Annotated in this window: 23 protein-coding genes; 20 read left to right on the forward strand and 3 right to left on the reverse strand. The window is 57.3% G+C overall.

Going from position 1 to position 25,486, the window contains the following annotated elements:
- Positions 1 to 3 precede the first annotated feature (3 nt).
- Positions 4 to 1,077, forward strand: coding sequence for a polysaccharide pyruvyl transferase family protein (locus AC50YL_RS19825; RefSeq protein WP_494834136.1), 1,074 nt, complete (start codon positions 4 to 6; stop codon positions 1,075 to 1,077).
- 162 nt (positions 1,078 to 1,239) lie between these two features.
- A complete protein-coding gene (locus AC50YL_RS19830; protein ID WP_494834137.1) occupies positions 1,240 to 1,815 on the forward strand; it encodes a YjgB family protein in 576 nt (191 codons plus the stop codon).
- A gap of 315 nt (positions 1,816 to 2,130) precedes the next feature.
- On the opposite strand, the gene AC50YL_RS19835 is transcribed toward AC50YL_RS19830, so the two are convergent.
- Both AC50YL_RS19835 and AC50YL_RS19840 read right to left on the reverse strand, forming a co-directional pair.
- Complete coding sequence (locus tag AC50YL_RS19835; protein ID WP_494834138.1) at positions 2,131 to 2,634, reverse strand: SRPBCC family protein; 504 nt, start codon at positions 2,632 to 2,634, stop codon at positions 2,131 to 2,133.
- Between the two features lie 128 nt (positions 2,635 to 2,762).
- Complete coding sequence (locus tag AC50YL_RS19840; RefSeq protein WP_494834139.1) at positions 2,763 to 3,101, reverse strand: DUF1801 domain-containing protein; 339 nt, start codon at positions 3,099 to 3,101, stop codon at positions 2,763 to 2,765.
- Positions 3,102 to 3,415: 314 nt separating this feature from the next.
- On the opposite strand from AC50YL_RS19840, the gene AC50YL_RS19845 reads away from it, so the two are divergent.
- From AC50YL_RS19845 to AC50YL_RS19910, 14 genes are all read left to right on the forward strand, one after another.
- Positions 3,416 to 4,570 carry a polysaccharide deacetylase family protein gene (locus tag AC50YL_RS19845; protein WP_494834140.1) on the forward strand — a complete coding sequence of 385 codons (1,155 nt, stop codon included), beginning with the start codon at positions 3,416 to 3,418 and terminating at the stop codon, positions 4,568 to 4,570.
- 384 nt (positions 4,571 to 4,954) lie between these two features.
- On the forward strand, positions 4,955 to 5,509 hold the full coding sequence (thpR, locus tag AC50YL_RS19850) for an RNA 2',3'-cyclic phosphodiesterase (RefSeq protein ID WP_494834142.1): 555 nt from the start codon (positions 4,955 to 4,957) through the stop codon (positions 5,507 to 5,509).
- The gene (locus tag AC50YL_RS19855) at positions 5,499 to 7,022 is read left to right on the forward strand and encodes a bifunctional metallophosphatase/5'-nucleotidase (protein WP_494834143.1); all 1,524 of its coding nucleotides are present in this window, start codon (positions 5,499 to 5,501) and stop codon (positions 7,020 to 7,022) included. Before thpR ends, AC50YL_RS19855 begins: the two co-directional genes overlap by 11 nt.
- Positions 7,022 to 8,152, forward strand: a complete 1,131-nt coding sequence (locus tag AC50YL_RS19860; RefSeq protein WP_494834145.1) for an ABC transporter ATP-binding protein — start codon at positions 7,022 to 7,024, stop codon at positions 8,150 to 8,152. Before AC50YL_RS19855 ends, AC50YL_RS19860 begins: the two co-directional genes overlap by 1 nt.
- Positions 8,146 to 9,111 carry a carbohydrate ABC transporter permease gene (locus AC50YL_RS19865; RefSeq protein WP_494834146.1) on the forward strand — a complete coding sequence of 322 codons (966 nt, stop codon included), beginning with the start codon at positions 8,146 to 8,148 and terminating at the stop codon, positions 9,109 to 9,111. The genes AC50YL_RS19860 and AC50YL_RS19865 overlap by 7 nt, the downstream gene beginning before the upstream one ends.
- On the forward strand, positions 9,108 to 9,938 hold the full coding sequence (locus tag AC50YL_RS19870; RefSeq protein WP_494834148.1) for a carbohydrate ABC transporter permease: 831 nt from the start codon (positions 9,108 to 9,110) through the stop codon (positions 9,936 to 9,938). The genes AC50YL_RS19865 and AC50YL_RS19870 overlap by 4 nt, the downstream gene beginning before the upstream one ends.
- A gap of 118 nt (positions 9,939 to 10,056) precedes the next feature.
- Complete coding sequence (locus AC50YL_RS19875; protein WP_494834150.1) at positions 10,057 to 11,430, forward strand: extracellular solute-binding protein; 1,374 nt, start codon at positions 10,057 to 10,059, stop codon at positions 11,428 to 11,430.
- 84 nt (positions 11,431 to 11,514) lie between these two features.
- Positions 11,515 to 12,342, forward strand: a complete 828-nt coding sequence (locus AC50YL_RS19880; protein ID WP_494834152.1) for an HAD family hydrolase — start codon at positions 11,515 to 11,517, stop codon at positions 12,340 to 12,342.
- On the forward strand, positions 12,326 to 13,957 hold the full coding sequence (locus AC50YL_RS19885) for a bifunctional metallophosphatase/5'-nucleotidase (RefSeq protein ID WP_494834154.1): 1,632 nt from the start codon (positions 12,326 to 12,328) through the stop codon (positions 13,955 to 13,957). The genes AC50YL_RS19880 and AC50YL_RS19885 overlap by 17 nt, the downstream gene beginning before the upstream one ends.
- A 138-nt stretch (positions 13,958 to 14,095) precedes the next feature.
- Entirely contained in the window at positions 14,096 to 15,097 is a 1,002-nt protein-coding gene (locus AC50YL_RS19890) for an aldo/keto reductase (RefSeq protein ID WP_494834459.1), read from the forward strand.
- Between the two features lie 265 nt (positions 15,098 to 15,362).
- Positions 15,363 to 16,313: a phosphotransferase family protein gene (locus tag AC50YL_RS19895; RefSeq protein ID WP_494834156.1), complete on the forward strand. Its 951-nt coding sequence runs from the start codon at positions 15,363 to 15,365 to the stop codon at positions 16,311 to 16,313.
- 273 nt (positions 16,314 to 16,586) lie between these two features.
- A complete protein-coding gene (locus tag AC50YL_RS19900; protein ID WP_494834158.1) occupies positions 16,587 to 17,699 on the forward strand; it encodes a hypothetical protein in 1,113 nt (370 codons plus the stop codon).
- Positions 17,696 to 18,646, forward strand: coding sequence for a VanW family protein (locus AC50YL_RS19905; RefSeq protein WP_494834160.1), 951 nt, complete (start codon positions 17,696 to 17,698; stop codon positions 18,644 to 18,646). The genes AC50YL_RS19900 and AC50YL_RS19905 overlap by 4 nt, the downstream gene beginning before the upstream one ends.
- A 92-nt stretch (positions 18,647 to 18,738) precedes the next feature.
- The gene (locus AC50YL_RS19910) at positions 18,739 to 19,944 is read left to right on the forward strand and encodes an MFS transporter (protein ID WP_494834161.1); all 1,206 of its coding nucleotides are present in this window, start codon (positions 18,739 to 18,741) and stop codon (positions 19,942 to 19,944) included.
- Positions 19,945 to 20,033: 89 nt separating this feature from the next.
- On the opposite strand, the gene AC50YL_RS19915 is transcribed toward AC50YL_RS19910, so the two are convergent.
- Positions 20,034 to 20,855, reverse strand: coding sequence for a helix-turn-helix domain-containing protein (locus AC50YL_RS19915; protein WP_494834162.1), 822 nt, complete (start codon positions 20,853 to 20,855; stop codon positions 20,034 to 20,036).
- Between the two features lie 283 nt (positions 20,856 to 21,138).
- Here AC50YL_RS19915 and AC50YL_RS19920 point away from each other — a divergent pair, with 283 nt between their 5' ends.
- The 4 genes from AC50YL_RS19920 to AC50YL_RS19935 all read left to right on the forward strand — a co-directional run bounded on the left by AC50YL_RS19920 (position 21,139) and on the right by AC50YL_RS19935 (position 25,474).
- Entirely contained in the window at positions 21,139 to 22,128 is a 990-nt protein-coding gene (locus AC50YL_RS19920; protein WP_494834163.1) for a Gfo/Idh/MocA family protein, read from the forward strand.
- Between the two features lie 184 nt (positions 22,129 to 22,312).
- Positions 22,313 to 23,461 (forward strand): glucose 1-dehydrogenase, encoded by a 1,149-nt coding sequence (locus AC50YL_RS19925; protein ID WP_494834165.1) that lies wholly within the window; start codon positions 22,313 to 22,315, stop codon positions 23,459 to 23,461.
- Positions 23,458 to 24,630, forward strand: coding sequence for a Gfo/Idh/MocA family protein (locus AC50YL_RS19930; protein ID WP_494834166.1), 1,173 nt, complete (start codon positions 23,458 to 23,460; stop codon positions 24,628 to 24,630). Before AC50YL_RS19925 ends, AC50YL_RS19930 begins: the two co-directional genes overlap by 4 nt.
- Before the next feature lie 73 nt (positions 24,631 to 24,703).
- Positions 24,704 to 25,474 (forward strand): SDR family NAD(P)-dependent oxidoreductase, encoded by a 771-nt coding sequence (locus tag AC50YL_RS19935; protein ID WP_494834167.1) that lies wholly within the window; start codon positions 24,704 to 24,706, stop codon positions 25,472 to 25,474.
- Positions 25,475 to 25,486 lie beyond the last annotated feature (12 nt).

The following is a 25,486-nucleotide window of genomic DNA, read 5'->3' on the forward strand; positions in this document are numbered from 1 at the left end:
CGAATGCGAAAGGTGTTGTATCTAGGATGGATCGGCTTCAACAACCTGGGGGATGAATGGATGTGGGAGATGTTTCGGGCGATGGCGGACGCTCACCTGAAGGATGAAGAGTATCTCGTCATCCCCTCGCTGCCGCAAGTGGAGTGGAAGAAAGTAGGCGAGTACGATACGATCGTGCTCGGCGGCGGATCGCTGATCATCCCGGGCTATGTCGATCTGGTGCATGATGCGCTGGAGCTCGGCAAGACCGTCATGATCTGGGGCAGCGGGCATGACCGGCTTCACCGATGGGCGCCGTCGCCGGACGGGCGGCTCGCGCCGGAAACGGCCGATGAAAGCGAGGCGTATCGCTCTAAGCTGAAGGCCGTGATGGAGCACAGCGTCTATTGCGGAATTCGAGGGCCATGGACGAAGGCGTATATCGCCTCGCTAGGCGCCTTGCCGAAGCATCTGGCCATCAGCGGAGATTCCGCGATGCTGATGAACGCGCTGCATGCCGGATATGCGCCGCAGCCGGCCGGACGCGCCGACGGACAGTCTCCGACGATCGGCATCAATTGGGGCACCACCTATAACCGGCTTTACGGCGGCAGCGAGGAGCGGGTGGAGGACCTGCTCGCGGAGACGGGCCGCTCGCTGCTTGCGCTCGGGTACAGGCTCCATCTGTATTCGCTCTGGGGGCCGGACCGGGAGGCGCTGGCGAGGCTGTACGGCAAGCTTGGCCGCGACGATCGCGTGACGTTCGATCCCAAGGTTTATCCTGCCGCGGATTACGTGCGGCTGCTGGCCGGATTCGCCGCGACGATCAATTTCAAGCTCCATGCCAACCTGCTGTCCGCGGCGGCGAAAGTTCCGTTCGTCTGCATCGGTTACCGGTTCAAGAGCTTCGATCTGATGCATGGCTTGGACCTCGCGGATTGGATCGTCGCCTCGGACGACCCGCAATTGGCCGAGAGGCTGACGGAGAAAGTCCAAGCCGCGGCCGCTTGGCGGGAGGGGTATATCGGCAAGCTGGAAGAGGGGCGGCAGGCTGCGTACCAATCGCTCGTTACGCCGTTTCGCGAGGGATTATTCTAAGGTTCCAACGCGCCGCGGAAGAGATCGTCCCGGGATTGAAGGGGCGATCTCTTTTTTGCGTTCACACTGCCGTATCGCGCCGAGTAACCGAGACGGCTTCAGGGTAAATTAACGGAGAAGCGTTTGAACCATTCCATGAATCGCACGCAGGAGGACATGACGATGAATAAATTACGTAAAGCAGCAATGGCCGTAACGCTCTCCGGCTTTGTACTTACCTTCGGGTTAGCGGCCCGGGCAGACGCCGGCGAGGCGGCGATCAAGGTGCGGCAAGCGAACGCCCAAGACGCGGCGATGGCCTCGAAGACGCTGAACAGCTTCTATAAACCGGCGCTGAATGGCCGATTTCCCGGTTCGGTAAACAAGCTGAAGGTAGGCGTAAGCACCCGTCAGAACGTCATCGGCTTGATCGGCAAGCCGGACAAGCCGAGAACGAACGCGGATGGCTTCGACTCGTATTCGGCGGAGATGGGACATCCCGGCTACGCCATCGCCTACAAGCTGAACAAGATTCGGGAAATGCGGTATTTCGGGACCAATGTCGAACGCCAGACGAATATCGGGGGCATCACGAAGCGAATGCTCTTCAAGCAGTGGGGCGCGCCTTCGCGCTCGAGCATCATCCGGAACGGATCCTTGGTTCAGCAGAAAATCACCTATAACCGCGGCAAATACAAACTCGCGTTTATTTTCAACAGCAGCACGAATCTCGATCATATCAACCTGCTTAAGCGCTGAAGCGGAACCGATTCCGGTGTCGGGCGACAAGAGCAGCGCAAGGCCAAAAACCGCGATCTCGCGGTTTTTTGTTATTCACGCGGGAGATCATTCGGTGTTGCCGTCGTCAACGGCGCCGTACGCCCGTCCGGGCAGCAGTGCATACGATCGTCATCCGGCCGCAGATCCGCAAGATAAAGCCATGCCGTCGACGAGCCCTGAAACGGAAAAGCAGCAGCCCCGGACGAGGAAAAACGTCCGGGACTGCTGCTTCGAGACGGCCGATGTCGTAAAGCCCGCTTGCTAATGTAGCTCCGTTAATAGGATCGAACGGGATTATTGCTGGCTTGCCAGGTAAGCATCCAGCTGAGCAAACGTGCCGCCGAAGCCTTGCTGTACCATCGGACGCATCTTTTCGAATGCCGCAAGCTCTTCTTCCGTGGCGTTCACGGGGCCGCCTTGCAGCGTAAGCAAAGTCTTGCCGTTCTCTTCCGCGAGGGTCAGGATATTGATGATCTCGAGCGGCCAGTTCGGATCGAACGGAGCCCGGATCGTGTTGCCTTCCTCATCGGAGAACGACTGGATAAAGACGAGTTTTTCCGGCGGCGCGACTTCCTGATACGCAAACTTGCCCCACATGACGAAGCCTTCGGGAGATTTCTGGCTGCCCAGAAACATGCCGCCCTGGCGAACGTCCATTTTGGCCACGTGCAAGGAGAAGCCTTGCGGCCCCCACCATTTCGCGAAATGCTCCGGGTCCGTCCATACCTTGAATACGAGTTCTCGTGGAGCGTCGAACGTGCGGGTAAGCTCAAGTCCGTTGGCAAAATGTGCCGTCATATAATTGCCTCCTTATTTTTTCCCTTGGTAATCCGTGATTTCGCGTCAATTCGTGCCTATATGATCGGATGGGATCCGCGAGTGCCCAGCGTCGCCGGTTTCATAGTCTGCCGATCTGATTCGATCCTCTAAAGCGTGCCGGATGCTTGTGCAAGCAGTCGGGATAACAGGCCGTAGTCAGGGGATTCCCCTTCGCGAATCTTCAGCCATTTTCGTTCTGCCGGACCTTCGAAGCCTTTCGGGACGTCCAGTTCGTTCGCATTCATGATCATGAACGCCACAGCGTCCTTGGAAGGCGATATAACCGCCGCGTATTTCCCGTTTTTCAGGAAATGCGGCTTTTTGTATTGAATCCGTTCTTCGAAGTCCGGTATGGTCTCGTGGACCATTTGACGAAGCCGGTTGCAAAGTTCGACCTGCCACGACGGCTGGAGATTTTGGATAAACGTAGAGACCTCTTGGTTCATGAGTCGGTTCCTCCTTTCCGAAAAATTGCGCTGCAGCGAAGAAAGATGATCGGCTAATTATTTCCAATTCGAATATACCCGATCGGGAATATTCCTGTCAAGGAATTTTACTGAACCACGCATTGCTTAACGTCCAACCGACGGATTGCAACTTCGCATAGGCGATACGACGAAGGCCATTTTCGAAAAAACGTTCGCTATGCCACTATTAAATGACGGAAACGGCAACTTCCGACGAATTTCCCGCGTTGATAAAGGTGATGTTTGCGATTGGCCGTAACGCCATCGAATTACACGACGCGGGAGTTGGCCCTATGATCCATAAAACCAAAATGATCCTACTGCTTACGCTGCTGCTGGGACTTACCGCACAATGCTGCGTGCTGACCATTCAGGCTTACCATGGCCGCATGCCCTATGTCGGTCGGCTGTTCTACGGCGTCGGGAGCGCGGCAGGCGCCGGCGACCCGGAAGGCGCAGCACCCTTGTACCACGGGCTAAGCCCCGGCGCCGATGCACCGCATGGCGTCTACTACAAAGGGCGCGTGCTCGTGCTGATGTATCACGAAGTCGAGCAAAGGCCGCATGATGCCGGCTCGTTGTCGACCGCCAAGTTCGAACGCCAGCTTGCGTTGATGAAGCGCAACAATTTTCACTGGATCACGATGAACCAATATCGCGATTTCATCCTGCGGGGAAGCCCGGTTCCGGATAACGCGGTGCTGCTCACGTTCGACGACGGCTATGAATCTTTCTACCGGTACGCCTATCCGATCTTGCGCAAGCAGGGGGCGCCCGCGACGAGCTTCCTGATCGTCGGCACGGTCGGCAACCCGCATCACGCCGGGGTTTCCAAGCTGAACTGGGATCAGGTCAAGGAAATGGCGCGGCATGGAATATCGTTTTACAGCCATTCCTATGACGCTCATAAGTACGAGCCCACGGATGCGAAGGAAGCGCATTCGATCGCCGCGCTGACCGGACCCGTGTATCTGAAAGACAAAGGCAGACGGGAGACGATGAAGGAGTACAAGCTGCGGGTGAAAGCCGACCTGACGCAAGCGAATGCCGTTCTGGACCGGGAGCTCGGCGCCCCGAACCATGTGCTGGCTTTTCCGTACGGCGCGTTCTCCAAGCCGCTGCTCGATATATGCGCGCAGCTCGGGATCGACGTGACGCTGACCGTCAAGGACGGCCTCGACGGCCCCGGCCAAAGCAACGGCTTCCGTCTCAATGCCGGCGGCGCGCATAACGATCCCGACCTGCAGCTCGCCCTCATGAAGCAGGCGCGGCAGCGGTTGGGACACGCGCACTTCGACCGTGCGCCCGAGCGGAAACGCGAGGCATTGTGGACGTTGGCGGCCATGGCGATCGTCGCGGCGCTGCTGACGGACTCGGCATACAAGGGCCTGCGCGAGAAGCGGCGTCTGGGACCGCCGTCGGGACCGTTCGGTTATTTGAACCGCTGATCGGCTTTCCCCGAATAGGAGTCAACTTTACTTTTGCCGCAGCGGCCAGCTGCGGTTTATTTGCGTTTAGGGGTGCTTGGTTTACAATTTTTTAAAAATAAATGGATAGCATAAATTTTAATTATGATATATTCTGGCGTAATGTCGATTTTCGGGTTGATCCTCAATCGACAATTTACTGGGAGAAAATGCAAGCGAAATCGCGAATATTTACAATCGTTTAACATGAAACCGATTGACTCGAAAGGATACTCTGAATTATTCTGGTGTATCGTCGACTTGCAGCCGTGTACATGTCGACAAAAAATAGTAAACGATAGGTTATAAGGAATTATTTTTCAATTATTCATGTGAATGGCGGCAACGGAGGAATTGGAATCGAATATGGAATCGTTTATCGCAATTGACTTTGATGCGCGCATCGTAGCCGAGCTGAGCCAAATCGCCGGCTGTCTTAAAACGCATGCGCACGGGGGCCGCTTCGAGCCGCCGGAGAATTATCACTTGACGCTGCTGTACGTGAACGAGCTCGAAGATACCGAAGCAGCCATTGAAAGGCTGGATAACATCTGCTTGGACAGCTTTGAACTAAGCCTTAACCGACTGGGCTCTTTCGCGAATGCCGACGATCATGTCTTGTGGGTAGACGTCAAGCATGAGCTGACGAAGCTGCACGGGCTGCAGCACGCAATCGATCAGGCTATGGCCGGCCTATACGAGCCTTATGATCAAGAGCCGTTTTGCCCCCATATCACGTTGGCGTACGGCAATGCTTTCGATAAGGAATGGGATCGAATCGTGTCGGCTTGTCCCGTGCATGCTTCATCCTTTACGGTTACGAGCTTTCATCTCTATGAAGTTATGCAGACGCCCATGGGCAGGCGGTTTAGGAAGCGGAAGACATTTCTACTGGATCGGGGGCGTTCGCATGGCGAATGAAGAGAAGCGCATTTCAATCCTATGCGTGAACGATTTTCATGCGGAGATCCTGCCGACGAACCGGACGCTCGGCAGTGCGCGGCTGGCAGGCGCGATCAATCGATTCAAGCAGGACAATCCCGGCACGATCGTCGTGTTCGGCGGAGATAACTTTAAAGGCGACCCGATTGCCGAATACTTCCGCGGCGAGCCGGTAACGGATCTGATGCGAACGGTCGGAACGGTCGCTTCGGCGGTCGGCAATCATGATTTCGATTGCGGCATCGATACGATGAAAGCTTGGCAGCGAAGGGGAGCGTTCACCTTTCTGGCCGCGAACGTGGTGGACGCAACGACATTATCGATGCCGGATTTCGTGAAGCCTTATCTCATGGTCGAACGGAACGGGTTGAGAATTGCCTTCATCGGCCTGTCTACGAGAGAACCGATGGATAACGTCGATCGGCCTCGGGATATTCATGCGCTGGAAATTGCGGACGGCGTGGAAACAGCCAAAAAATGGGTAGAATATCTTCTGGCCGGGAACGATCCGCTCGGTAAGCCGGACGCGATCATTGCGCTCACCCATTACGGATTGAAGTACGGCGTCGACAACGAAACGCCGGTAGGGGAGGAAGCGATATCGCTTTGCCGGCAAGTCCCGGGGTTAGCCGGCGTCTTTACCGCCCACTGGCATCAATTCATGAGCCTCGATATCCATGATGTCGCCGTGGCGCAGGGAGGATCGCATGGAAAAGGGTTTGCCGTGCTCACGCTTCGATTCACGCACGATCATCGCTTGCTGCGGGTAACGCCAAGCTTCATCGATTACAGCGATGCATTGATTCCCATAGAGCCGGATGAACAAATTCAAGCCCAAGTCGATCATTATCATCGCTCGGCCATGGAAGAGCTTGGCGCAGTCATCGGCATCGCGAAATCGGATATTGTCCATCGGACATCCGCTGGAAACGAAGTGCTCCCGGAGGGAACGGCTTTATCGAAGCTGGCGATTCGTGTAATGCAGGAGGCGACGGGCAACGCGATTGCCATGATGTACGCGGGGAGAATGGGGAGCGGCATCAAGCAAGGAAACATCACGCTGTATCTGTTGAACAAAGTCTTATTCTTCGCCAATCGCATCGTTACGATGAAGCTGCGGGGCCGCGATATCATCCGAAACATCGAGAACGGCATCTGCACGCTCAAGCGGGAGGGAGCTTCGCCGCTCGCATTCGGCGGCGTACGGGTAACGGCGGATTACGCCAAACCATTCGGGCAACGGATCGAGACGATCACGCTCGAAGACGGTGCGCCCTTGATGCCGGAGACGTACTACGATATTGCCGTCGACGAATTCCTTGCTTCCGATGAGATGGGGTATGATTTCTCGAATGGCGTGGATCGCATTGTTACGGACGCAACCGTCAGGAATGGCATGATTCAAAGCATACGGGCGAACGGCGGTTTGGACGAGGAATTGCCCGCGAATTATACATTGAAGAACCAACCGCGGATCGGAGGGGAAACGTAATGCAGGTGAGACTCGAGCAGGTGACGAAGACGTTTGCCGGCAGCAAGAAAACGCCGGCCACTGCCGTGAAAGAGCTGGATTTCACCGTCGCGTCCGGCAAATTGGTCGGGCTTCTGGGTCCGTCGGGCTGCGGCAAATCCACGACGCTGTTTATGATCGCCGGCATTCATGACGTAACCGACGGGCATATCTACTTCGGAGATCGCGACGTGACCGCGCTCCCTTCGGATAAGCGGGGGGTAGGCATCGTCTTTCAGAACTATGCGCTCTATCCGCATCTCACCGTATGGGACAATATTGCCTTTCCGCTCTTGAACGCAAAGGAAATGAAGAAGCGGTTAAAGCAGCGTTTTGCCGAGTTGTCTCCGCCCATGGCGAATTTTAAAGCGTATATCAACAGTTTGGTGGAAGAAGCGGCCAAGCTCGTTGAACTGACGGCGTACCTGGACCGCAAACCGGCCGAGCTTTCCGGCGGACAGCAGCAGCGGGTAGCCATCGCGAGGGCGATCGTCAAAAATCCGTCGATCCTCCTATTGGACGAGCCGCTCTCCAATCTCGACGCGCGCCTTCGCGTGCAAACCCGGGACGAGATCAAACGAATTCAGAAGCAAACGGGCATCACGACGGTGTTCGTGACGCATGATCAGGACGAAGCGTTGTCGATCTGCGACGAAGTAATCATTCTGAAGGATGGCGTACTGCAGCAGCAGGGCCCGCCTCAAGAAGTGTATGACAACCCGGCTAATCAATTCGTAGCGGAATTTCTGGGAAGTCCGCAGATCAATCTCGTCGATGGCAGCATCGAAGCCAACAAGCTGTATCTGGGGAAAGACGAGTGGTTTGCGTTACCGGAATCCGTGCCCGATCAGCCCGTGAAAGTCGGCGTCCGCCATGAAAGCATACGGCTGGATAAAGAAAATCGGAAGCATGCCTTCGAGGCAACCGTAGTTTCGATCGCAAGAACGGGCGGAACGTCGACCGTGCAGGTCCGGCTCGCCGATGGACAGCCTTTGCAAATGCACCGCGATTCGGATGACGTGCTTCGCGAAGGGGATCGCGTTCGGTTACGCGCAAGGCCGCGGACCGTATTTATCTTTAATTCGGAAGGGGAGAAGATCCTGCAATGCTGAAGCCGAAGAAAGCCGCAAGGAAAGCGCGTTATGATCGCTCGGCCTATCTCTACTTGCTTCCGGCGCTGGTGCTGCTTGCCGTCTTCCTTCTGTATCCCATACTGGGTACGTTTCTGACGTCGTTCAAAAACGAATATCGGTTTCTCACCGGGGAATTCGCGGGATTCGGCCTGGAAAATTACGCGGACATATTCAAAGACGCCACCTTCGGCCGGGCGATTATCAATACGCTGTTTATCGCCTTCGTCTGCATCCCGGCTTCGATGGTCGCCGCGCTGACGATTTCGCTTCTATTAAACGCCATTGAACGTTGGCAGGGCTTCTATATGACCTTGTTCTATCTGCCGCAGGTAACGAACGTCATTGCCGCCGGCCTCGTCTTTGCCTTCATGTTCAATTCGAACTTCGGGCTCGTCAATACGGTATTAGGCTGGTTCGGCATCGATCCGGTTGCTTGGATCAAGGGAGAAGGCATCGCTTCCTCGCCAAAGCTCTATTACGAGGCGTATGCCCGCTGTCTGATTATCCTGTTCGTCTATACCGTGTGGCAGGGGATATCGCTTAAGATCATCCTGTTCATGGGCGGATTGCAGAACATCAACAAACAGTATTACTTGGCGGCGAAGGTCGACGGGACGAGCAATTGGCGCATCATACGCAAAATCACGCTGCCGCTCTTATCCCCGACTACCGTCTACGTCTTCATCACGTCGGTCATCACGGCGTTCAAGGCGTATGCGCAGGTTATCGCGCTGTTCGGCAGCCATTACGGTCCGCCGGGAGACAACTCCAAGATGATGATTACGCTGGTGGGCTACATGATGGACGCGATGGGCGATTATTTGACCCCGGGTTCGATCGGCAAGGCAAGCGCGGCGGCGATGATTCTCGTCTTGCTGGTCATGCTCGTCACGGTCGTGCAATTCAAATTAACCAAAAAGCGGGTCCATTACAATTGAAAACTCAACTTGCGAGAAAATTTGCCGTCTATCTCTTGCTCACGATTGCGGTATCCCTCATGCTCGTGCCGTTCTACTGGATGATCAACACGTCCTTGAAATCGAGCGTGGAATTGCTGAGGACGCCGCCGACGATGATTCCTGCCGAGCTTCGCTTTCAGAATTTTCTGGATGCTTTGATCAAAGCGCCTTTTCTAAGGTACCTGTCCAACACGGTCTTCGTCGCGATCGCCGTAGTGGCCATCAGTACGGCGGTTACGGTATTGGCGGCCTTCGCGTTCGCGAGATTACGCTTCCGGGGGAAGACGCTGTTATTTTTCGCGGTGCTCGGCACGATGATGGTTCCGCAGGAGATGCTGATCATTACGAATTTCATGACCGTGTCGAAGCTGGAGTGGATGAACAGCTGGCAGGCGTTAATCGTTCCGTATTGCATCAACCCTTTTAATATTTACTTGCTGAGGCAGACCTTCAAGCAGGTACCCGACGAGCTGTACCTCGTGTCGCGGGTGGACGGCGTGAGCCATTTTCAATATCTGAAGAAAGTCGTGCTGCCCTTGTCCAAGTCGTCCGTCGTGACGACGATGATATTGTCGACGATCTGGATCTGGGACGCTTATGCATGGCCGAATTTGATCACGACGGACGACAGCAAGCGGCTTGTATCGAACGGCTTGCAAAATGCCTTTACCAGCGATACCGGACGAATCCAGTACGAGCTGCAGATGGCCGCCGCAACCATGGTCATCATTCCGCTGGTGCTGCTCTTCTTGCTTCTTAAGAAATATATCCTTTCGGGAATGGACAAAGGCGGCCTCAAGGGCTGAATCGTGCTTCATATACGGCGTATCGGCGATCTGCCGGCAGATCGTCCGGACCCTTCACATAGCGCAGCAGGCGATAAAAAGCGATAGGAAAACAGGATGGAAAACGGGAGGCGCTACGATGAGAAAGTTAGTCACGACAAGTTCGGTTTTGACGATAGCAATGGCATTGACGGCATGCGGCAGCGGAAACGGCGCGAATGGCGAAGCAGGCGCGACCGGCGGATTGGAGAAAGCCGTTCAGGCCGTCGTGACGGATAAGAAGGACGTCTCGATTTCCTTCTGGACGAGTACGGGAGCCAGCAATCTTCCGTTTTTGGAACAAATGGTCGATGACTTCCGGACCCGATATCCCAATATAAAAGTTGATTTTTCCGCGCAAGGCAGAGTGGACGAATTGGCGAAAAAGCTGACGCAAAACATTGTTTCGAAGAGCACGCCGACCTTATCCAATTTAGATGCCGGCACCTTCCCGGAATATATCGACAGCGGCGCCATCGTGGATCTCCTGCCCTATTACGCTGACGGCGAGATCGGATTCTCGAGCGAGGAGCAGGCGGATTTCTACCCGATCTATCTCGACGAGGCCAAAAGCTTCGGTCCCGAGGGGACGCTGTACGGATTTCCGACCAACAAGAAAACGACGGACGTATTGGTGTACAACAAGACGTATTTTGACGCGAAGGGCTGGGCGGCGCCGCAGACTTGGGATGATATCGTGGAAGACAGTCAAACCATCAAGGACGATACGGGCAAACCCGGCTTCAGCTTCGACAATTCCTACGGGGATGCCGCATTCAAGCTGATGTCCCAGCAATGGGGAAGCCCTTACGTTGCCGCCGACGGCACGGCGGACATCGACAATGACGCGACGAAAAGCGCATTGGAGTTCTACAAAGGCAATATGACGAAAGGTTACTTTACCATGCCTGCGCTTATGCCGAGCGCGGGCGGCAAAACGAGCAGCAACGGGTTCGTCATGGAAGAAACCTACATGTATGTCGGGGCGGCCGCGGGCGTGCCGTTCGCGATTCCCAATCCGGAAGCTGGCCAGAAGAAGTTCGAGCTCGCAGTAGCGCCGGTTCCGCAAAAGGATCCCGCAACGCCGGTGGCGTTGTCCAAAGGAGAAGACTACGCGATCTTCGCGAATGCGACCGACGAGCAGCGCGTCGCCGCCTGGCTGCTGATCAAATTTCTGTCCGGCGCCGAGGAAAACGCGGACTGGCTGATCAATTCGGGGAATCTGCCGATTCGAAAATCGATGTTGGAGGTTCCGGCGTACAAGCAGTTCCTGGCGTCCGATAAATCGGATCCGAAGAAGTATTACATGGCTGCCGCAGTTAACGCGGCGCTCTCCACTCCCATGACGTACAACAAGGTAACCGCCAAATCCGGCGACATCGCGACGGAAACGGGCAACCTGTGGGAGTCGGTCATGATTGGCGGCGGCGATATCGCTTCCTTATTGTCGCAGGCAGCCGAGAAGGTAAAATAATCATCCCGGAACGAACGGGCGCCAGGCACGAATCTTGTGTCTGGCGTCTGCTTTCAACCTATTCAGAATGGAGTGCCGGCAGCTATGGAGAGAAAGATGTTCTTTTTTGATTTCGACGGCACGTTATTCAGCCATACGACGAAGGAAGTACCGGAAGGGAATATTCGAGCGCTGCGGATGCTGCAAGAACAAGGACATACCGTTATGGTCGTAACCGGACGAGGAGCCGAATCGCTGCGGTTCATCCAAGAAGCCATTCCGCTGTCGTTCGATGCGATCAGCGTGCTGAACGGTCAACTGATCTACGAAGCAGGAGAGATCGTGTACGAGAATCAAATTCTGCTCGCTTCGATGGGTCATATTATACGGATCGCGAAAACAAACCGTTTATCTTACGGCGGTTATGATAAGAACGGCGTTATCGTGAACGGGATCGATGATCGCGTCACGACGGTTTGGCGTAACTTCAACGCGTCGTTGCCGGCGGCGAGGGACGAATTCGAACAAGACACGCCGCTCTACCAAGGGCATTTATATATCACGCAGGACGAAGCGGCGCTATTCGAACCCTATCTCGACGATTACATCACGAATTGGTCCGATCCCTATTTAGTCAACTTGATACCCAAAGAGGCCGGAAAGTCGCAAGCGGTTCGTTGGTGCATGGCGCGGTACGGATTTGCCAGGGAGGATACCTTTGCATTCGGAGACGCGTTCAATGACAAGGACATGCTGTTGTCCGTTGGCCATGGGATTGCGATGGGCAATGGCGATCAGAGCATCAAGGATCTAGCGGAATTCGTTACGGGATCGGTAGACGAGAACGGCATTGCATGGGCTTTGAGGCACTATAAGCTACTGGAAGATGACGAGGAGATGATGACAGGGGGCGGAGATGATGTCCGCCGCTAAGACTCCCGTAACCTGCGTGATCCTCGCGACGAGCGATCTTCACGGATATATTCGCGAGACGGACTATCGGACGGGGCAGGAAAGGCAGGACGGGCTGGCCAAGCTGGCGACGCTGATCCGCAAGGAACGCGCGCTCGAGCCGGAGCTGATCTTGATCGACAACGGGGATCTGCTGCAGGGCTCGCCGCTGGCGGCTTATGCCGCGGGAAGGTCGCGGGAGGACGAGGCTCATCCGTTCATCCCGGTCTTGAACGAGCTGGGCTATGACGCCATCGTTCCAGGCAATCACGAGTTCAATTACGGCTTGCCCCTGCTGCGCCATGCGATGGGGGATTCCGACTTCCCGTGGCTGTCCGCGAACATTGCGGATGCGCGAACCGGAGAGCCGGCATTCGGAAAGCCGTATATCGTGAAATGGCTTGCCTGCGGAGCGAAGGTCGTGATCCTCGGGGCGACGACCTCCCATATTCCGAATTGGGAACATCCGCAACACATCGTTGGCTTGACATTTCTGGACGCCGTGGAGACAGTGCGAAGCTTGGTGGCCAGCATTCATGCGGAGGAAGCGCCGGATCTGCTTGTCGTCAGCTATCATGGCGGCTTCGAGCGGGAGCTTGAGCTTGCGGGCGAATTCGCCGAGGAGCTCACCGGCGAGAATCAGGCTTATGCCCTGTGTACGGAAATCGCGGGCATCGACGTGCTCGTTACCGGTCATCAGCATCGCTTGATCGCGAGGGAAATCAACGGCGTCGCCGTCGTGCAGCCGGGCTGCAACGGACAAGCGGTTGGGAAAATTTCGGTGTCGTTGGTTCATGAGGAGGGACGTTACCGGATCGCGGATAAGCGGACGGAGCTTCTGATGCCGGACGCATCGACGATGCCGGATGAACGGGTCCTGCAGTTGACAGAGTCATGCGAATCGGAAACGCAAGCGTGGCTGGATCAGCCGATCGGCAAGCTTGAGGGGGATATGCGGATAGCGAGCCCGTTCTCCTGCCGAGCGGCTCCGCATCCGTTCATTTCCTTCATTCATCGCGTTCAGATGGAGGCGGCGGGAGCCGATGTCTCCGCGGCTTCCCTGCTCGCCGAAGACACCCAAGGATTCGGTCCGAACATTACGATGCGCGATGTCCTGACCACCTTCGTTTATCCGAATACGCTGACCGTATTGCGGCTGACCGGACAAGCCATCCGCGAGGCGCTGGAGCGTTCGGCCAGTTATTTCGCCATTGGAACGGATGGTCGATTGACCGTCAGCCGGCAATTTATGGAGCCGAAGGCACAGCATTACAATTACGACATGTGGGCGGGGATCGAATACGAGCTGAACATCGCCGAGCCGGTCGGCAAACGGGTCGTGAAGCTGAACCGGCATGGAGCGCCTATTGCGCCGGACGAGGAGCTGGGCGTCGTGATGAACAACTATCGGGCAGCGGGAGGCGGCGACTACGACATGTTCCGGAATCGGCCGGTTATCCGGGAGGTTGCGTCGGATATGTCGGAACTGGCGGTCGATTATATCCGAAAGCAAGGCACGATCCGCTCGAGCACCGACGACAACTGGCGAGTCGTACTGGCGGAGAGCGACGGATACGTCGACCGCGAATGCGAGTGAATGCGTCGTACGAACGACATTCGTCGATTACGCACCGGAATCCGCATAAACGGCGCCATAAATAAAACACTAAGGCGTCACCCGATACATGCATGCACGTCCGGCAAACAGGCTTAGCTTAGGAGGAATAGATTCGTGATTCGAGACCGATTGAAAGGGAAATTGGGCTTTGGTACCGCTCCGCTCGGCAACATGTTCCGCGCCATTCCGGAGGAAGAAGCGATGGCGACCGTGCAGGCGGCCTGGGAGCAGGGCATTCGTTACTTCGATACCGCGCCATTCTACGGCGCCGGGCTGGCGGAATCCCGGCTCGGGGAGGGATTAGCTTCCTATAAGCGGGACGAGTACGTGCTCAGCACGAAAGTAGGCCGTTATATCTCGGAGGAACTCGAAGACCCTGCCGCGCGCGACTTGGGCGAGAAGGGAGGCGTGTTCCAGTATGGCAACAAGAACAAGCTGATCGTCGATTACAGCGAAGACGGCACCTTGCGTTCGATCGAGCAAAGCTTGGTCCGGCTGAAAACCGATCGCCTGGATATAGTCTACGTCCACGATATCGCGCAGGACTTCTACGGAGACGAGTGGCTGGTGCATTTCGAGGCGTCCCGCAAGGGAGCATTCCGGGCATTGACCCGGCTCCGCGACGAAGGCGTCATCGCGTCCTGGGGCCTCGGGGTCAATCGCGTAGAACCGATCGAGATCGCGATGGAGCTGGAAGAGGCGCAGCCGGACGTCAGCCTGCTGGCCGGACGCTATACGCTGCTCGACCACGGGAGAGCGCTCCAACGGTTGATGCCCGCGGCGGCAGCGCATAACATCGCTATCATCGTCGGCGGTCCGTACAGCTCGGGCATTCTGGCGGGAGGCACGCACTTCGAGTATCAGAAGGCGAGTCCGGAGATCATCGCCAAAGTCGAGCGAATCAAAAGCGTCGCGCAGCGCTACGGCATCAGTTTGAAGGCGGCGGCGATCCAGTTTTCGCTCGCGCATCCGGCCGTTGCGGCCGTGATTCCCGGCGCCAGCCGCCCGGAGCGAATCGCGGAAGATCAGGCTGCGTTGCAGGAGGCCATCCCGGCTGAATTTTGGCGGGACATGCGAGAGATGCAGCTGGTGTCGCCCGAAGCGCCGCTGCCGATCTAAACATAAGCTCCGCCGACCGGTTCGAATCGGCCGTCATTCGCCGGCATGAACGAAAAGAAGCGTGCATGAGCTGCAGGCTTCTTTTCGTTGCCTTCGGTAATAATGGCTCCATTTACGAAAAAAATCGTTACGGTCCGCGGTAAGCCTGCTTCCGAGCGAATAGATGGTTCATGAATCCGTTGACGGCGCAGTCCTTTAATAATATCGTGAAGCAGTAAGCGACAGCCGCCAAGCTCATGCTTGTCGCTAGAGAGGATGAGAAGCGATGGATGACGCCGTCATTGCGCAAGCCGAACGAATCGCCGGCGATTTTCTTCAGGAACGCGTAATAGCTTCGTTTCGAATTCTGGGGAAAGGCTTCGTAAATCAGGTGTGCGTGGTTGAATCCGAGCGCCGTAAAGTCGTTGTTCGCATGAACGAAGCAAGCGCTTTCCCCAGCTACGCGAAAGAAAAATGGTGCACCGAACAAGCAGCAAAAGTCGGTATACCCGGACCTGAGGTGTTGGCCATCGGGATCGTCGACGAAACGGCCTACATGATTCAAGCCTATATCGACGGCGACAACGGCGTGGACAGCAAGGCGCCAAAGGCCGATATATGGAGGCGGCTGGGCGAATATGCCAAACGTGTTCATGCGATTCAAGTAAAAGGGTTCGGGGAGAAGCTGATCGATCCCGTCCATGGCGAGTTTCAATCGCCGCCCCATCCCGGATCGGACGGCAGTTGGCTAGGGTATGTGCAGTATAATATCGCTAGTTTGACGGAGCAGGACCCGCTGATCGCGCTTGGCGTACTCACTCCGATGACATCGCGAATCGTGCGTCAACGGTTTGAGCGTTTGAAGAAGGAAACGTTCCGCTTCGGATTGATCCACGGCGATCTCTCCTTGAAGAATACGATCGTGAGCGAGGCAGGACGAGTCAGCCTATTGGATTGGGGCAATGCGGAAGTAAGAACCGTGCCGCATGGCGATGTGATGTGGGTAATGCAATGCCGATTCCAAGATGGCGATCCGAATCCGGAAGAATTCAAAGCCTTTCTGGAGGGGTACGGCATCGGCGAGGAAGACCTTTCGGCTGCGCGAGAGCTGCTGTTATTGAGAACGTTCGATAATCTCAGGTGGGCGATCGATCGCAGTCCCGATCGGATCGAAGCCTATGCCGCGATCGCGAAAGATGCCCTTGGCCTCGTGATGGATCTCGACCCTATTGGCTGAATTCTGCTGTCGCCATGCATAACGATGGATACTGTCAGCTTCTGAAGAGGCACGCCGACGCCGGGCGTGCCTCTTTGCATTGCGCGCTTTCGGGCGTTTGCGAAGATAAAGAACCGCGCGTCTGGGCAGCCGAGCCATGACGGCTAACGGGCTGGATAGCTTTATGAAAAGCGGGCATAATACCTCCTAAAAATTGGGATCGGCAATTCATGCGCGGCAAGCGACGGTTCGAACCGCGCTTCGACGTCGCAAGCTGCGGAAGGGGTAGATAGGATGAAAGGCAAAAGGATTCGGCGTTGCTGCCTGATTGCAGCCGGCTTAATGATGTCGTTTTGCGAACCGACGAACGGTTTGGCGGCAAAACCGGCGCGGCCTTCGGTCCAGCTCATCGTCAAATCCTCGGCGGAAGCGGCGTTGGCATCCGCGTCGATGCTCGATTCGAAAGAATGGCTCGCCGAGATAGCGGCGGGCGCTGCGCAGCCGGAGGAATTCGCGCCCGTTTCCGACGTTTATTTAACGGTCAAGGACAAAACCTATACGATCGATCCGTCCTACCGGCTGTACGATCCGGCGAATGCCATGGCGATACAGCTTCGCGGCGAGGCGAAGCGACAGCTGATCTCCCGCACCACGGCGCTGAAGTCGAAGCATTACGGGAAATTGTTAGCGTGGCCGGAAGCCAAAGAAATCATCACGATGAAAGCGACCTTCTCCGTCGTCGATCTGGAGACCGGTCTGCGGTTCGAGGTGCAGCGGAGAGCGGGGAGCACGCATGCCGACGTTCAGCCGTTAACAAAGCGCGACACGGACATCATGAAGCGAATCTATGAAGGAAAATGGAGCTGGAGAAGAAGGGCGATCCTTGTCGAGAAGGACGGCCAGACGATCGCCGCTTCGATGCACGGCATGCCGCACGGGGGAGACGGCATTCCGGACAACGACTTCCATGGGCATTTTTGCATCCATTTTCTGGGTAGCAGCACGCACAAGACCGGGAGCGTCGACCCGGATCACCAGACGATGGTGCATAAGGCGGCCGGCAAGCTGCCGCAATACGTGCAGCAGGCTTCGCCCGAGCGCGTCGCGGAGTTGTTCTTTATCGCGATCAACCAGCGTGATCCCGAGATCATGACCGCGTTATTCCCGTATCGCAACCATGATCAATTAACGCGCCTGAAGCAGGAGGCTTCGAGCATCGTCGCCATCCGCCGGACGTCGGATTACGCGGAGGCCGCCTCTTCCGATCTGCTTGCCATCGATTTGCCGGCCAGAGTGGTCATTTACCGCGACGGTTTCCGGAAGGCGGAGAAGACGTTCGTCTTTCATTTGCGCAGGAGCTCGATCGGAGAAGTTTGGAAAATCGATTACGTGGAGAATGCCTTATGAATTGGTTCTGGTTAACGGGTATCTTATGGCTGCTGCATCAAGGCGACGGCAGCGAGCAAGCAAATGAGCAATTATCCGTGACGCTGCGGGGGCAGGCCGCCGTCGTGATTAACCGCGCCGATTATGCATCGCCCGGCTTCACGATGGTAGATCTGAACAAATTCGACCGGCTCGTCACGAACTTGGAACGGCAAAGCTACGAAGCCCCTCGCAACGCGTACATCGGCGACCATGGGGGAATCGTGCCCGAAGCGTTAGGGCACAGGCTCGATCAGGAGGGTTTCACCGAACGTTTTTTTGAGTTTTTTTACGGTACGGGCTCTGCGGCGATCGATGCGCCGCTCTTGAACGTCTATCCGCGGGTCGACCGCGAGCTGCTGGCGGAGATCAAGGAAAAGCCGATCGGCCACTACGTCACCTACTACAATGCCCGGAACCGCAACCGTTCGCACAACATCCGGCTGGCGGCGGGCGCGATCAACAACACGGTTCTTTTCCCCGGGGAGACGTTCTCGTTCAACGCGGTCGTCGGCAAGCGGACGAAGGAGAAAGGCTACCTGCAGGCGCCGATCATCGTCAGAGGGGAATTGTCGGAAGGGATCGGCGGCGGGATATGCCAGGTATCCTCGACGCTGTTCAATGCGACCGACCGCGCGGGATTGTACATCGTGAAACGCTATTCGCACAGCCGAAACGTACCGTACGTGAGACCGGGACGCGACGCGACCGTCAGCTGGGACGGTCCCGATTTCGTCTTCCAGAACCGCTACAATCAACCGATCCTGATCCGCGCGCAAGCGGTCCCGGGCAAATTGTTCGTGGCCATCTATTCCTCCGACGTCATCGAATACAAGCCGCGCGCGGTGCCGAACATGTCATTCGGCCAGCTGCCGGTGGAGATCCTGGCCCCCCATGACCCCGACAGCCGAGATTCAAGCGGCCGGTAATCAGGTTACGTTTATATCGCCCGAATTTGCGGCAAGCGTCCAAACGCTGCATGCGCCGCGCACCCATTCCGCTTCGCGAAAGGAGTACTCGCATGACCCAGGTTAATGCTGCCGCCGCCGGTTCCAAGCGCGCGTTGCGCAAAGTGTTTTGGGCCGCCGGCTTCGGCTGGATGTTCGATGCCATGGACGTCGGTTTGCTGTCCTTCATCCTGGTCGCGCTTCGCAAGGATTGGGGGCTGACGGCGCAGGAGGCGGGCTTGCTCGGCACGGTCAATTTGGTCGGCATGGCCATCGGGGCGGTATTGGGCGGCTATCTCGCCGACCGACTCGGCCGGCGTCCTGTTTTTCTGTTCACGCTGGTCATTTTCGGCGCGTTCAGCTTCGGCAGCGCCTTCGCCGGCGGGCTCGGCGTCATGCTGGCGCTGCGGTTTCTGATGGGCGTCGGACTCGGAGCCGAGCTGCCGGTCGCTTCGACCCTTGTCAATGAATTCGCGCCGCCCGAGACCAGAGGCCGGATGGTCGTTCTGTTGGAAAGCTTCTGGGCCGCCGGCTGGATCTTGGCCGCCGTACTCGCCTATTTCGTGATTCCGCCGTTCGGCTGGCGCGTCGCGGTTGCGGTCGGCGCGCTCCCGATCCTGCTGGCGCTCTGGATTCGACGGGAGGTGCCGGAGTCGCCGCAATTCCGGCCGAAGCAGGAGCGGCCCACCCGAATCCGCGAGCTGTTCACGACGTATAAGCGCGAAACGATCGCGCTGTGGGCGGTATGGTTCGCCATCGCGTTCTCGTATTACGGCATGTTCCTATGGCTGCCTTCCGTTTTGGTCGACAAAGGCTTCTCGATGATTCAAAGCTTTCGCTACGTGCTGCTCATGACGCTCGCCCAGCTGCCCGGCTACTTCGCCGCCTCGTATCTCGTGGAGAAATGGGGGCGCAAGGCGACGCTCGCCGCGTTCCTGATCCTCTCCGGCGCAATGGCGCTCTGCTTCGGCTTCAGTCAGAGCACGGGGGCTTTGCTGCTCACGGGCGCGCTGCTTTCCTTTTTCAACTTGGGCGCTTGGGGTGCGCTGTACGCGTATACGCCAGAAAATTATCCGACCGCCATCCGGGCGGCGGGAGCCGGCTTTGCGGCCGGCTTCGGCCGGATCGGCAGCGTGGCCGCGCCATACCTCGTCGGCGTCCTGGTTCAGGCGAAGATCGGTTATGCCTCGATCTTCGGCGTATTTGCCGCGGTACTGTTGATCGGGACGCTCATGCTGCTCGGATTCGGCATCGAGACGAAGGCTCGAAGAGAATCGTGACCGGGCGATTCGGGTTCGGGATGCGGTTGTCGGCGTGCCACACTAACGCAAGAAGGAGAGGAAGGGCGGCCTCCCGGCATGTCCGACGGTCAGGTCGGCAGATCCAGATGCCTGAACCCGGTCGGGGTCATGCCCGTTTTTTGCTTGAACAGGTTCGAGAAATAATGCGGATCGACGTAACCGAGGCGGAAAGCGATCTCGCTGACGGTCATGTCCGTATCCTTGAGCATCGATTCGGCCTGCCGGATTCTTCTCGACAGCAGGTAATGGTAGATGGTGAAGCCGGTTTCTTTCTTGAACAAACGGTTGAGCTGCTTGTAGGACATCGTCATCTGCTTGCTGAAGCGGTCCGAATCGAACGGGCCGACCAGTTGGTCCATGTAGGACTTAATGTGCTGCACCTGATCGGAGAGCAGCAGGTTCCGGCTCTTCAATAATCTGGTAAGCGCTATCATAATCTCCGTGCACACGAGCACGATCGCGGCTTGCACCTGCTCGAGGGGCTGCTGCTGTTGCTGCTTCATTAAAGCCATCCCTTTGCGGAACAAGTCTTCCAACGGCGCATTCGCGACGAGCGCCCGTTCCTTGAGCTGGTACGCGGACAGCAGATCGTCGCTGTTCCCCCCGATATTGAACCACAGATACGTCCAATACCCGTCCTGATCGGGCATGGCCGTCACTTCATGGTAGCTGCCCTTGCGCAGGATGAACACGTCGCCTTCCTTCGGATGATGCGTGAACGAATCGACGCGAATCGTGCCTTGGCCGCGCAGCACGTAAGCCAGCACCGTAATGTCGGAACGGTTGCGAACGTTCCGGTAATTGTCGTGGCAGTAATTGATCCCCAAGTACGGAACGTAGACGCCGATGTCCCCGTCCGACGGAATTCTGTACACATCCCCATGCTTCATGTCCACAAACCTCACTTGAGCGTTGGTTTCCTGCTTTTACCGCATTATACCACATGTCCGTCGATCCCACTTTTTATTCCTTTTTCCATATGTTGCGCGGCGGTTCCGGGAGTTAAAATAGACGGGTACGGCCGGTATGCGCAAGATGGGAACCCGGACTTTCAAGGAGGTCCGCGGGAGGATGAAATAGCGGCGGATGGCATCATTGCGATTCCTGTTTTGTATAAATAGATACAGGCTGTTTTGCAACCCCTTACAATATGATCCCTATGGAGGTAATGAAATGGAAAAAGTTCGTTTCTTGGTCATCGGCGTCGGCGGCATGGGAAGAGAGCATGTGAGAAGGCTGCTTCAAGTGCCCGAAGCCGAGATCGTCGGGTTGGCGGATCCTTCGGAGGCGTCGATCGATCAAGTGAAGCAGCGCTTCCCCGAGCTGGTCAACGTGGCGGTGTACACGGACTATCGGGAGGCGATCGCGCAGGCGAACGCCGACGCGGCCATCATCGTATCGCCGCACAGCATGCACTTCGAGCAAGGGATCGCCTGCTTGGACGGCGGCCTGCACGTATTGATGGAGAAGCCGTTCGTCGACGGCTCCGAGAACGCGGAGCGCCTCATCGCGCATGCGGCTGGCGTGAACAAGCATCTCGCCGTTGCCTACCAGCGCCACCTGATCGGGCCGTATATTTATATCCATGACTTGATCCAAAGCGGCGAGCTGGGCACGATTAATTACATCTGTGCCTATCAGGCGCAAAGCTGGTTGAAGGGAACGACGGGGACGTGGAGACAAAATCCCGCGTTGTCCTGCGGCGGGCAGCTGAACGATTCCGGCAGCCACTTGCTGGACGTCGTACTGTGGGTGACCGGCCTCGAACCGGAAAGCGTCACCGCCGTCATCGATAACCGCGGATCGCAGGTCGATATCGACTCGGCCGTGACGATACGCTTCGTCGGCGGCGCGATCGCGACGTTCAACGTCGTCGGCAGCTCCAGCATCGGCTGGCATGAGGACGTGTCGATCCACGGCGACAAGGGCACCGTGCTGTTCCGCAACAATCAAATCTTCGTCGCCAAGGAAGGACAACGGGAAATCGTCGAAGTGACGGACGAGCTGCCGGTCTCGAGCGATCCGAATCGCGATTTCGTCGATCTCGTGCTGGGCAAGGTCAGCGAAGCGGCGGCTCCGTCGAGCTGCGGCTTGCGAATCGCCCGCGTGACGGAAGCGGCTTGGAAAAGCGCTGCGAACGGCAGTCAGTTAATTCGTCTGTAATTCAAGGCTTGATTGTACGATCTATACGCTCGCTCCATGTCATCAAGGCTGCCGGACGGCAGTCTTTTTGGCAGCCATGCGAAGCTGGCGCGGTGCCGATGCAGCCGGGTTGGACATGTCCCCGCGCAGGGAATTTGCGCATGAGTTTATCATGACTGACGATTCGGCATAAGGAGTGAGGATTGTGAAAGCGATCGCGATCAGCGGCGAAGAGAACGTAACCGTGTCGTTAACGGAGATCCCGAAGCCGGAATCGAACGGTCCGGCGGATGTCTTGATTCGGGTGCTCTGCGTCGGCCTTGACGGCACGGACCGCGAGATCATCGCAGATAACTTTGCCAGATACCCCGAAGGCAGATCGGAGATGGTCATCGGCCACGAGCTGCTCGGCGTCGTCGAGCAAGCCGGGCCCGCGTCCGGCTTCGCCCGCGGCGACTTCGTCACGGCGCTCGTCAGGAGACCGTGCGGCGATTGCGTCAATTGCCGCAACGGGCAGCAGGATTTCTGCCAAACCGGACGTTACACGGAGCGGGGCATCAAAGGCGCGGACGGGTACCTGTGCGAGTATGTAGCGGAGCATTCGGCATTCGTAATCGAAGTTCCCGCAGCCTGCTTGCCGCATGGGGTGCTCGTCGAACCCCAAAGCATCGTGGAAAAGGTTTGGGCGCAAACGCTGAAGATTCAGCAGCGTATGATCTGGCGGCCCGGGACCGTGCTTATCTTGGGATCGGGTCCTCTGGGCATATTGGCGGCGATGACATGCCGGGTTCTCGGCTTTGACACGCATGTGTGGTCCAAATCGGACGACGCGAGCGCGAACGCGGACATCATCCGCGGCATCGGCGCGCATTACCGCGAAGCGGATTCCTCCGCCGAAGATGCGTTCAAGTCCGGACTAACCGCATACGCGGAACGGTTGGAGACAGGCTTCGACATGATCTGGGAATGCACCGGTCACGCGCCGCTCGGCTTCGAGGCGATTCCTTTGGTCAGCAATAACGGCATCCTCGCGCTGCTCGGCGTCACGCCCGGGAACGGCCGTCTGGATTTGCCCAGCGATACGACGTATCGGGAAATGGTCGTCAAAAACAAATGCGTCATCGGTTCCGTCAATGCGTCGCACGACGATTTCAAGTCCGCCATCCATCGTCTTCGCGAGATCGAGCGCCATTATCCCGGCATGCTGGACAGGCTTCAAACCGACCGGTTGTCCATCGAGGACGTACCGGCGATCGATTTCGGACGCATCGCGATAAAAGCGGTCGTCGACGTGGTTCCCCAAGCGCAGTGGGCTTCGCTAAGCACGCGATACAAGGAGGACAGAGGACGATGAGCAAAAAACAAATCCGAATCGGCATGATCGGCTATAAATTTATGGGTAAAGCTCACTCCCACGCTTACAGGGACGTGCCGTTCTTTTTTGACGGCGGCGGCGTGCCGGTCATGCAGGCGATTTGCGGACGCGACGAGGAAGGCGTGAAGGCGGCCGCCCAAAAGTTCGGCTGGGCCTCGTACGAGACCGATTGGCGCAAGCTGATCGAACGGGACGATATCGATCTGATCGATATCGGCGCCCCGAATAACGCCCATGCGGAGATCGCCATCGCCGCCGCTCGCGCCGGCAAGCATATCCTCTGCGAGAAGCCGCTCGCCATGAGCGTGGAGGAAGCCCGTCGGATGCTGGAGGCGGTCAACGAAGCCGGCGTGATTCACATGATCTGCCACAACTACCGGTTCGTGCCTGCCATTCAATACGCGAAGAAGCTGATCGAAGCCGGGAAGCTCGGCAGCATCTATCACATCCGGGCGAATTACCTGCAGGACTGGATCATCGACCCGAACTTTCCGCTCGTGTGGCGGTTGAAAAAAGAAGTGTGCGGTTCCGGCGCGCTCGGGGATCTTGCCGCGCATTCGATCGATCTTGCCCGTTATCTGGTAGGCGAGTTCAAAGAAGTGAACGGCATGCTGGAAACGTTCGTCAAGGAACGTCCGATCGGCGAGATGAGCGGCGGCTTGAGCGCCAGCGCGACGGGGACGGGAGGCGCGCTCGGGACGGTCGACGTCGACGATGCATCGATCTTCATGGCCCGTTTCGAGAGCGGAGCCGTCGGCGTATTCGAAGCGACGCGTTTTGCCGGCGGCAACCGCAACGGCAACCGCTTCGAGATCAACGGCACGAAGGGTTCGATCCGCTGGGACATGGAGCAGATGAACACGCTGCACTATTATTCCGCTGACGACGAGGCCGGACAGCAGGGGTTCCGCGCCATCAATTGCCAGGAGGAAGTCCATCCATTCGCCGGCGCGTATTGGCCGCCCGCCCATATCATCGGCTACGAGCATACGTTCATCAACCTGTTCGCCGAGCTGATGGACGGCATCGCGCGCGGCATCAACCCGACGCCCGATTTCGAGGACGGCCTCCGTAATCAAATGGTGCTGGAAGCGGTGCAGCGATCGGCAGGGACGGGCCGGTGGGCGTCCGTATCGGAAGTCGGCTGACAGCGGATGATCCAAGGACGGCAAGCGCAAGGGAATGACCAAGAGCATGAAAGCAGCGGGAGGCGGGATCGGCATGGGAAACCGGCTTAACGGCAAGGTTGTCGTCATTACGGGCGGGACGAAGGGCATCGGCAAAGGCATCGCGCTGATGTGCGCCCAAGAGGGCGCGTCGGTCGTGGTTGGAGGAAGAAACGAACGGGACGGCGCGAGCATCGTTCAGGAGATTCGGGACGTCCATCGCGCGGAGGCGATATTCGTGCAAGGAGACATCAGCCGGGAAGCGGCGTGCAAGCAGCTGATCGACGCCGCGGCGGACAGGTTCGGCAGAGTCGACGGGCTTGTCAACAACGCCGGCATTTTCCCGAGAGGCTCGATGGTGGATACGCCGGAGGAAATGTTCGATTCGATATTTGCCGTCAATATGAAAGGCTCCTTCTTCAGCTCCGCGTATGCGATTCAGTCGATGCAGAAGAACGGAGGCGGCTCTATCGTCCATATCGGCTCGACAAACGGCTACAAGGGCGGCAAGGAATTGGCCGCTTACGCCTGTTCCAAAGGTGCCATGCGCACGTTAAACCGCCACATCGCGGCCCATTACGCCAGCGATCGCATTCGCTCGAACTGGGTTACCGTCGGCTGGGTAGCCTCCGAGGGGGAGGTCGAGCTGCACCAGAACAACGGCGTAAGCCCGGAAGAGCTGCAGAGGAAGGCCGCGGCGCATATCCCTTCCGGCCGCATGCAAACCCCCGACGACATCGGCTACGGCGCGGTCTACCTGTTGTCCGACGAATCGAGCCAAGTGACCGGCACCGAGCTGCATATCAACGGCGGGATCGGATTATGACGGACTAACCCA

The organism is Paenibacillus sp. J22P277 (genome assembly GCF_059383675.1).

What these genes read in the sequence shown, in the direction of transcription:
- AC50YL_RS19845 (WP_494834140.1), top strand. Translation starts at nt 3,416, where the DNA reads ATGATCCATAAAACCAAAATGATCCTACTGCTTACGCTGCTGCTGGGA.
- AC50YL_RS19895 (WP_494834156.1), top strand. Translation starts at nt 15,363, where the DNA reads ATGGATGACGCCGTCATTGCGCAAGCCGAACGAATCGCCGGCGATTTT.
- AC50YL_RS19905 (WP_494834160.1), top strand. Translation starts at nt 17,696, where the DNA reads ATGAATTGGTTCTGGTTAACGGGTATCTTATGGCTGCTGCATCAAGGC.
- AC50YL_RS19900 (WP_494834158.1), top strand. Translation starts at nt 16,587, where the DNA reads ATGAAAGGCAAAAGGATTCGGCGTTGCTGCCTGATTGCAGCCGGCTTA.
- AC50YL_RS19840 (WP_494834139.1), bottom strand. Translation starts at nt 3,101, where the DNA reads ATGAACCAAGAGGTCTCTACGTTTATCCAAAATCTCCAGCCGTCGTGG.
- AC50YL_RS19825 (WP_494834136.1), top strand. Translation starts at nt 4, where the DNA reads ATGCGAAAGGTGTTGTATCTAGGATGGATCGGCTTCAACAACCTGGGG.
- thpR (WP_494834142.1), top strand. Translation starts at nt 4,955, where the DNA reads ATGGAATCGTTTATCGCAATTGACTTTGATGCGCGCATCGTAGCCGAG.
- AC50YL_RS19915 (WP_494834162.1), bottom strand. Translation starts at nt 20,855, where the DNA reads ATGAAGCATGGGGATGTGTACAGAATTCCGTCGGACGGGGACATCGGC.
- AC50YL_RS19855 (WP_494834143.1), top strand. Translation starts at nt 5,499, where the DNA reads ATGGCGAATGAAGAGAAGCGCATTTCAATCCTATGCGTGAACGATTTT.
- AC50YL_RS19885 (WP_494834154.1), top strand. Translation starts at nt 12,326, where the DNA reads ATGATGTCCGCCGCTAAGACTCCCGTAACCTGCGTGATCCTCGCGACG.
- AC50YL_RS19880 (WP_494834152.1), top strand. Translation starts at nt 11,515, where the DNA reads ATGGAGAGAAAGATGTTCTTTTTTGATTTCGACGGCACGTTATTCAGC.
- AC50YL_RS19830 (WP_494834137.1), top strand. Translation starts at nt 1,240, where the DNA reads ATGAATAAATTACGTAAAGCAGCAATGGCCGTAACGCTCTCCGGCTTT.
- AC50YL_RS19920 (WP_494834163.1), top strand. Translation starts at nt 21,139, where the DNA reads ATGGAAAAAGTTCGTTTCTTGGTCATCGGCGTCGGCGGCATGGGAAGA.
- AC50YL_RS19910 (WP_494834161.1), top strand. Translation starts at nt 18,739, where the DNA reads ATGACCCAGGTTAATGCTGCCGCCGCCGGTTCCAAGCGCGCGTTGCGC.
- AC50YL_RS19930 (WP_494834166.1), top strand. Translation starts at nt 23,458, where the DNA reads ATGAGCAAAAAACAAATCCGAATCGGCATGATCGGCTATAAATTTATG.
- AC50YL_RS19835 (WP_494834138.1), bottom strand. Translation starts at nt 2,634, where the DNA reads ATGACGGCACATTTTGCCAACGGACTTGAGCTTACCCGCACGTTCGAC.
- AC50YL_RS19935 (WP_494834167.1), top strand. Translation starts at nt 24,704, where the DNA reads ATGGGAAACCGGCTTAACGGCAAGGTTGTCGTCATTACGGGCGGGACG.
- AC50YL_RS19865 (WP_494834146.1), top strand. Translation starts at nt 8,146, where the DNA reads ATGCTGAAGCCGAAGAAAGCCGCAAGGAAAGCGCGTTATGATCGCTCG.
- AC50YL_RS19860 (WP_494834145.1), top strand. Translation starts at nt 7,022, where the DNA reads ATGCAGGTGAGACTCGAGCAGGTGACGAAGACGTTTGCCGGCAGCAAG.
- AC50YL_RS19875 (WP_494834150.1), top strand. Translation starts at nt 10,057, where the DNA reads ATGAGAAAGTTAGTCACGACAAGTTCGGTTTTGACGATAGCAATGGCA.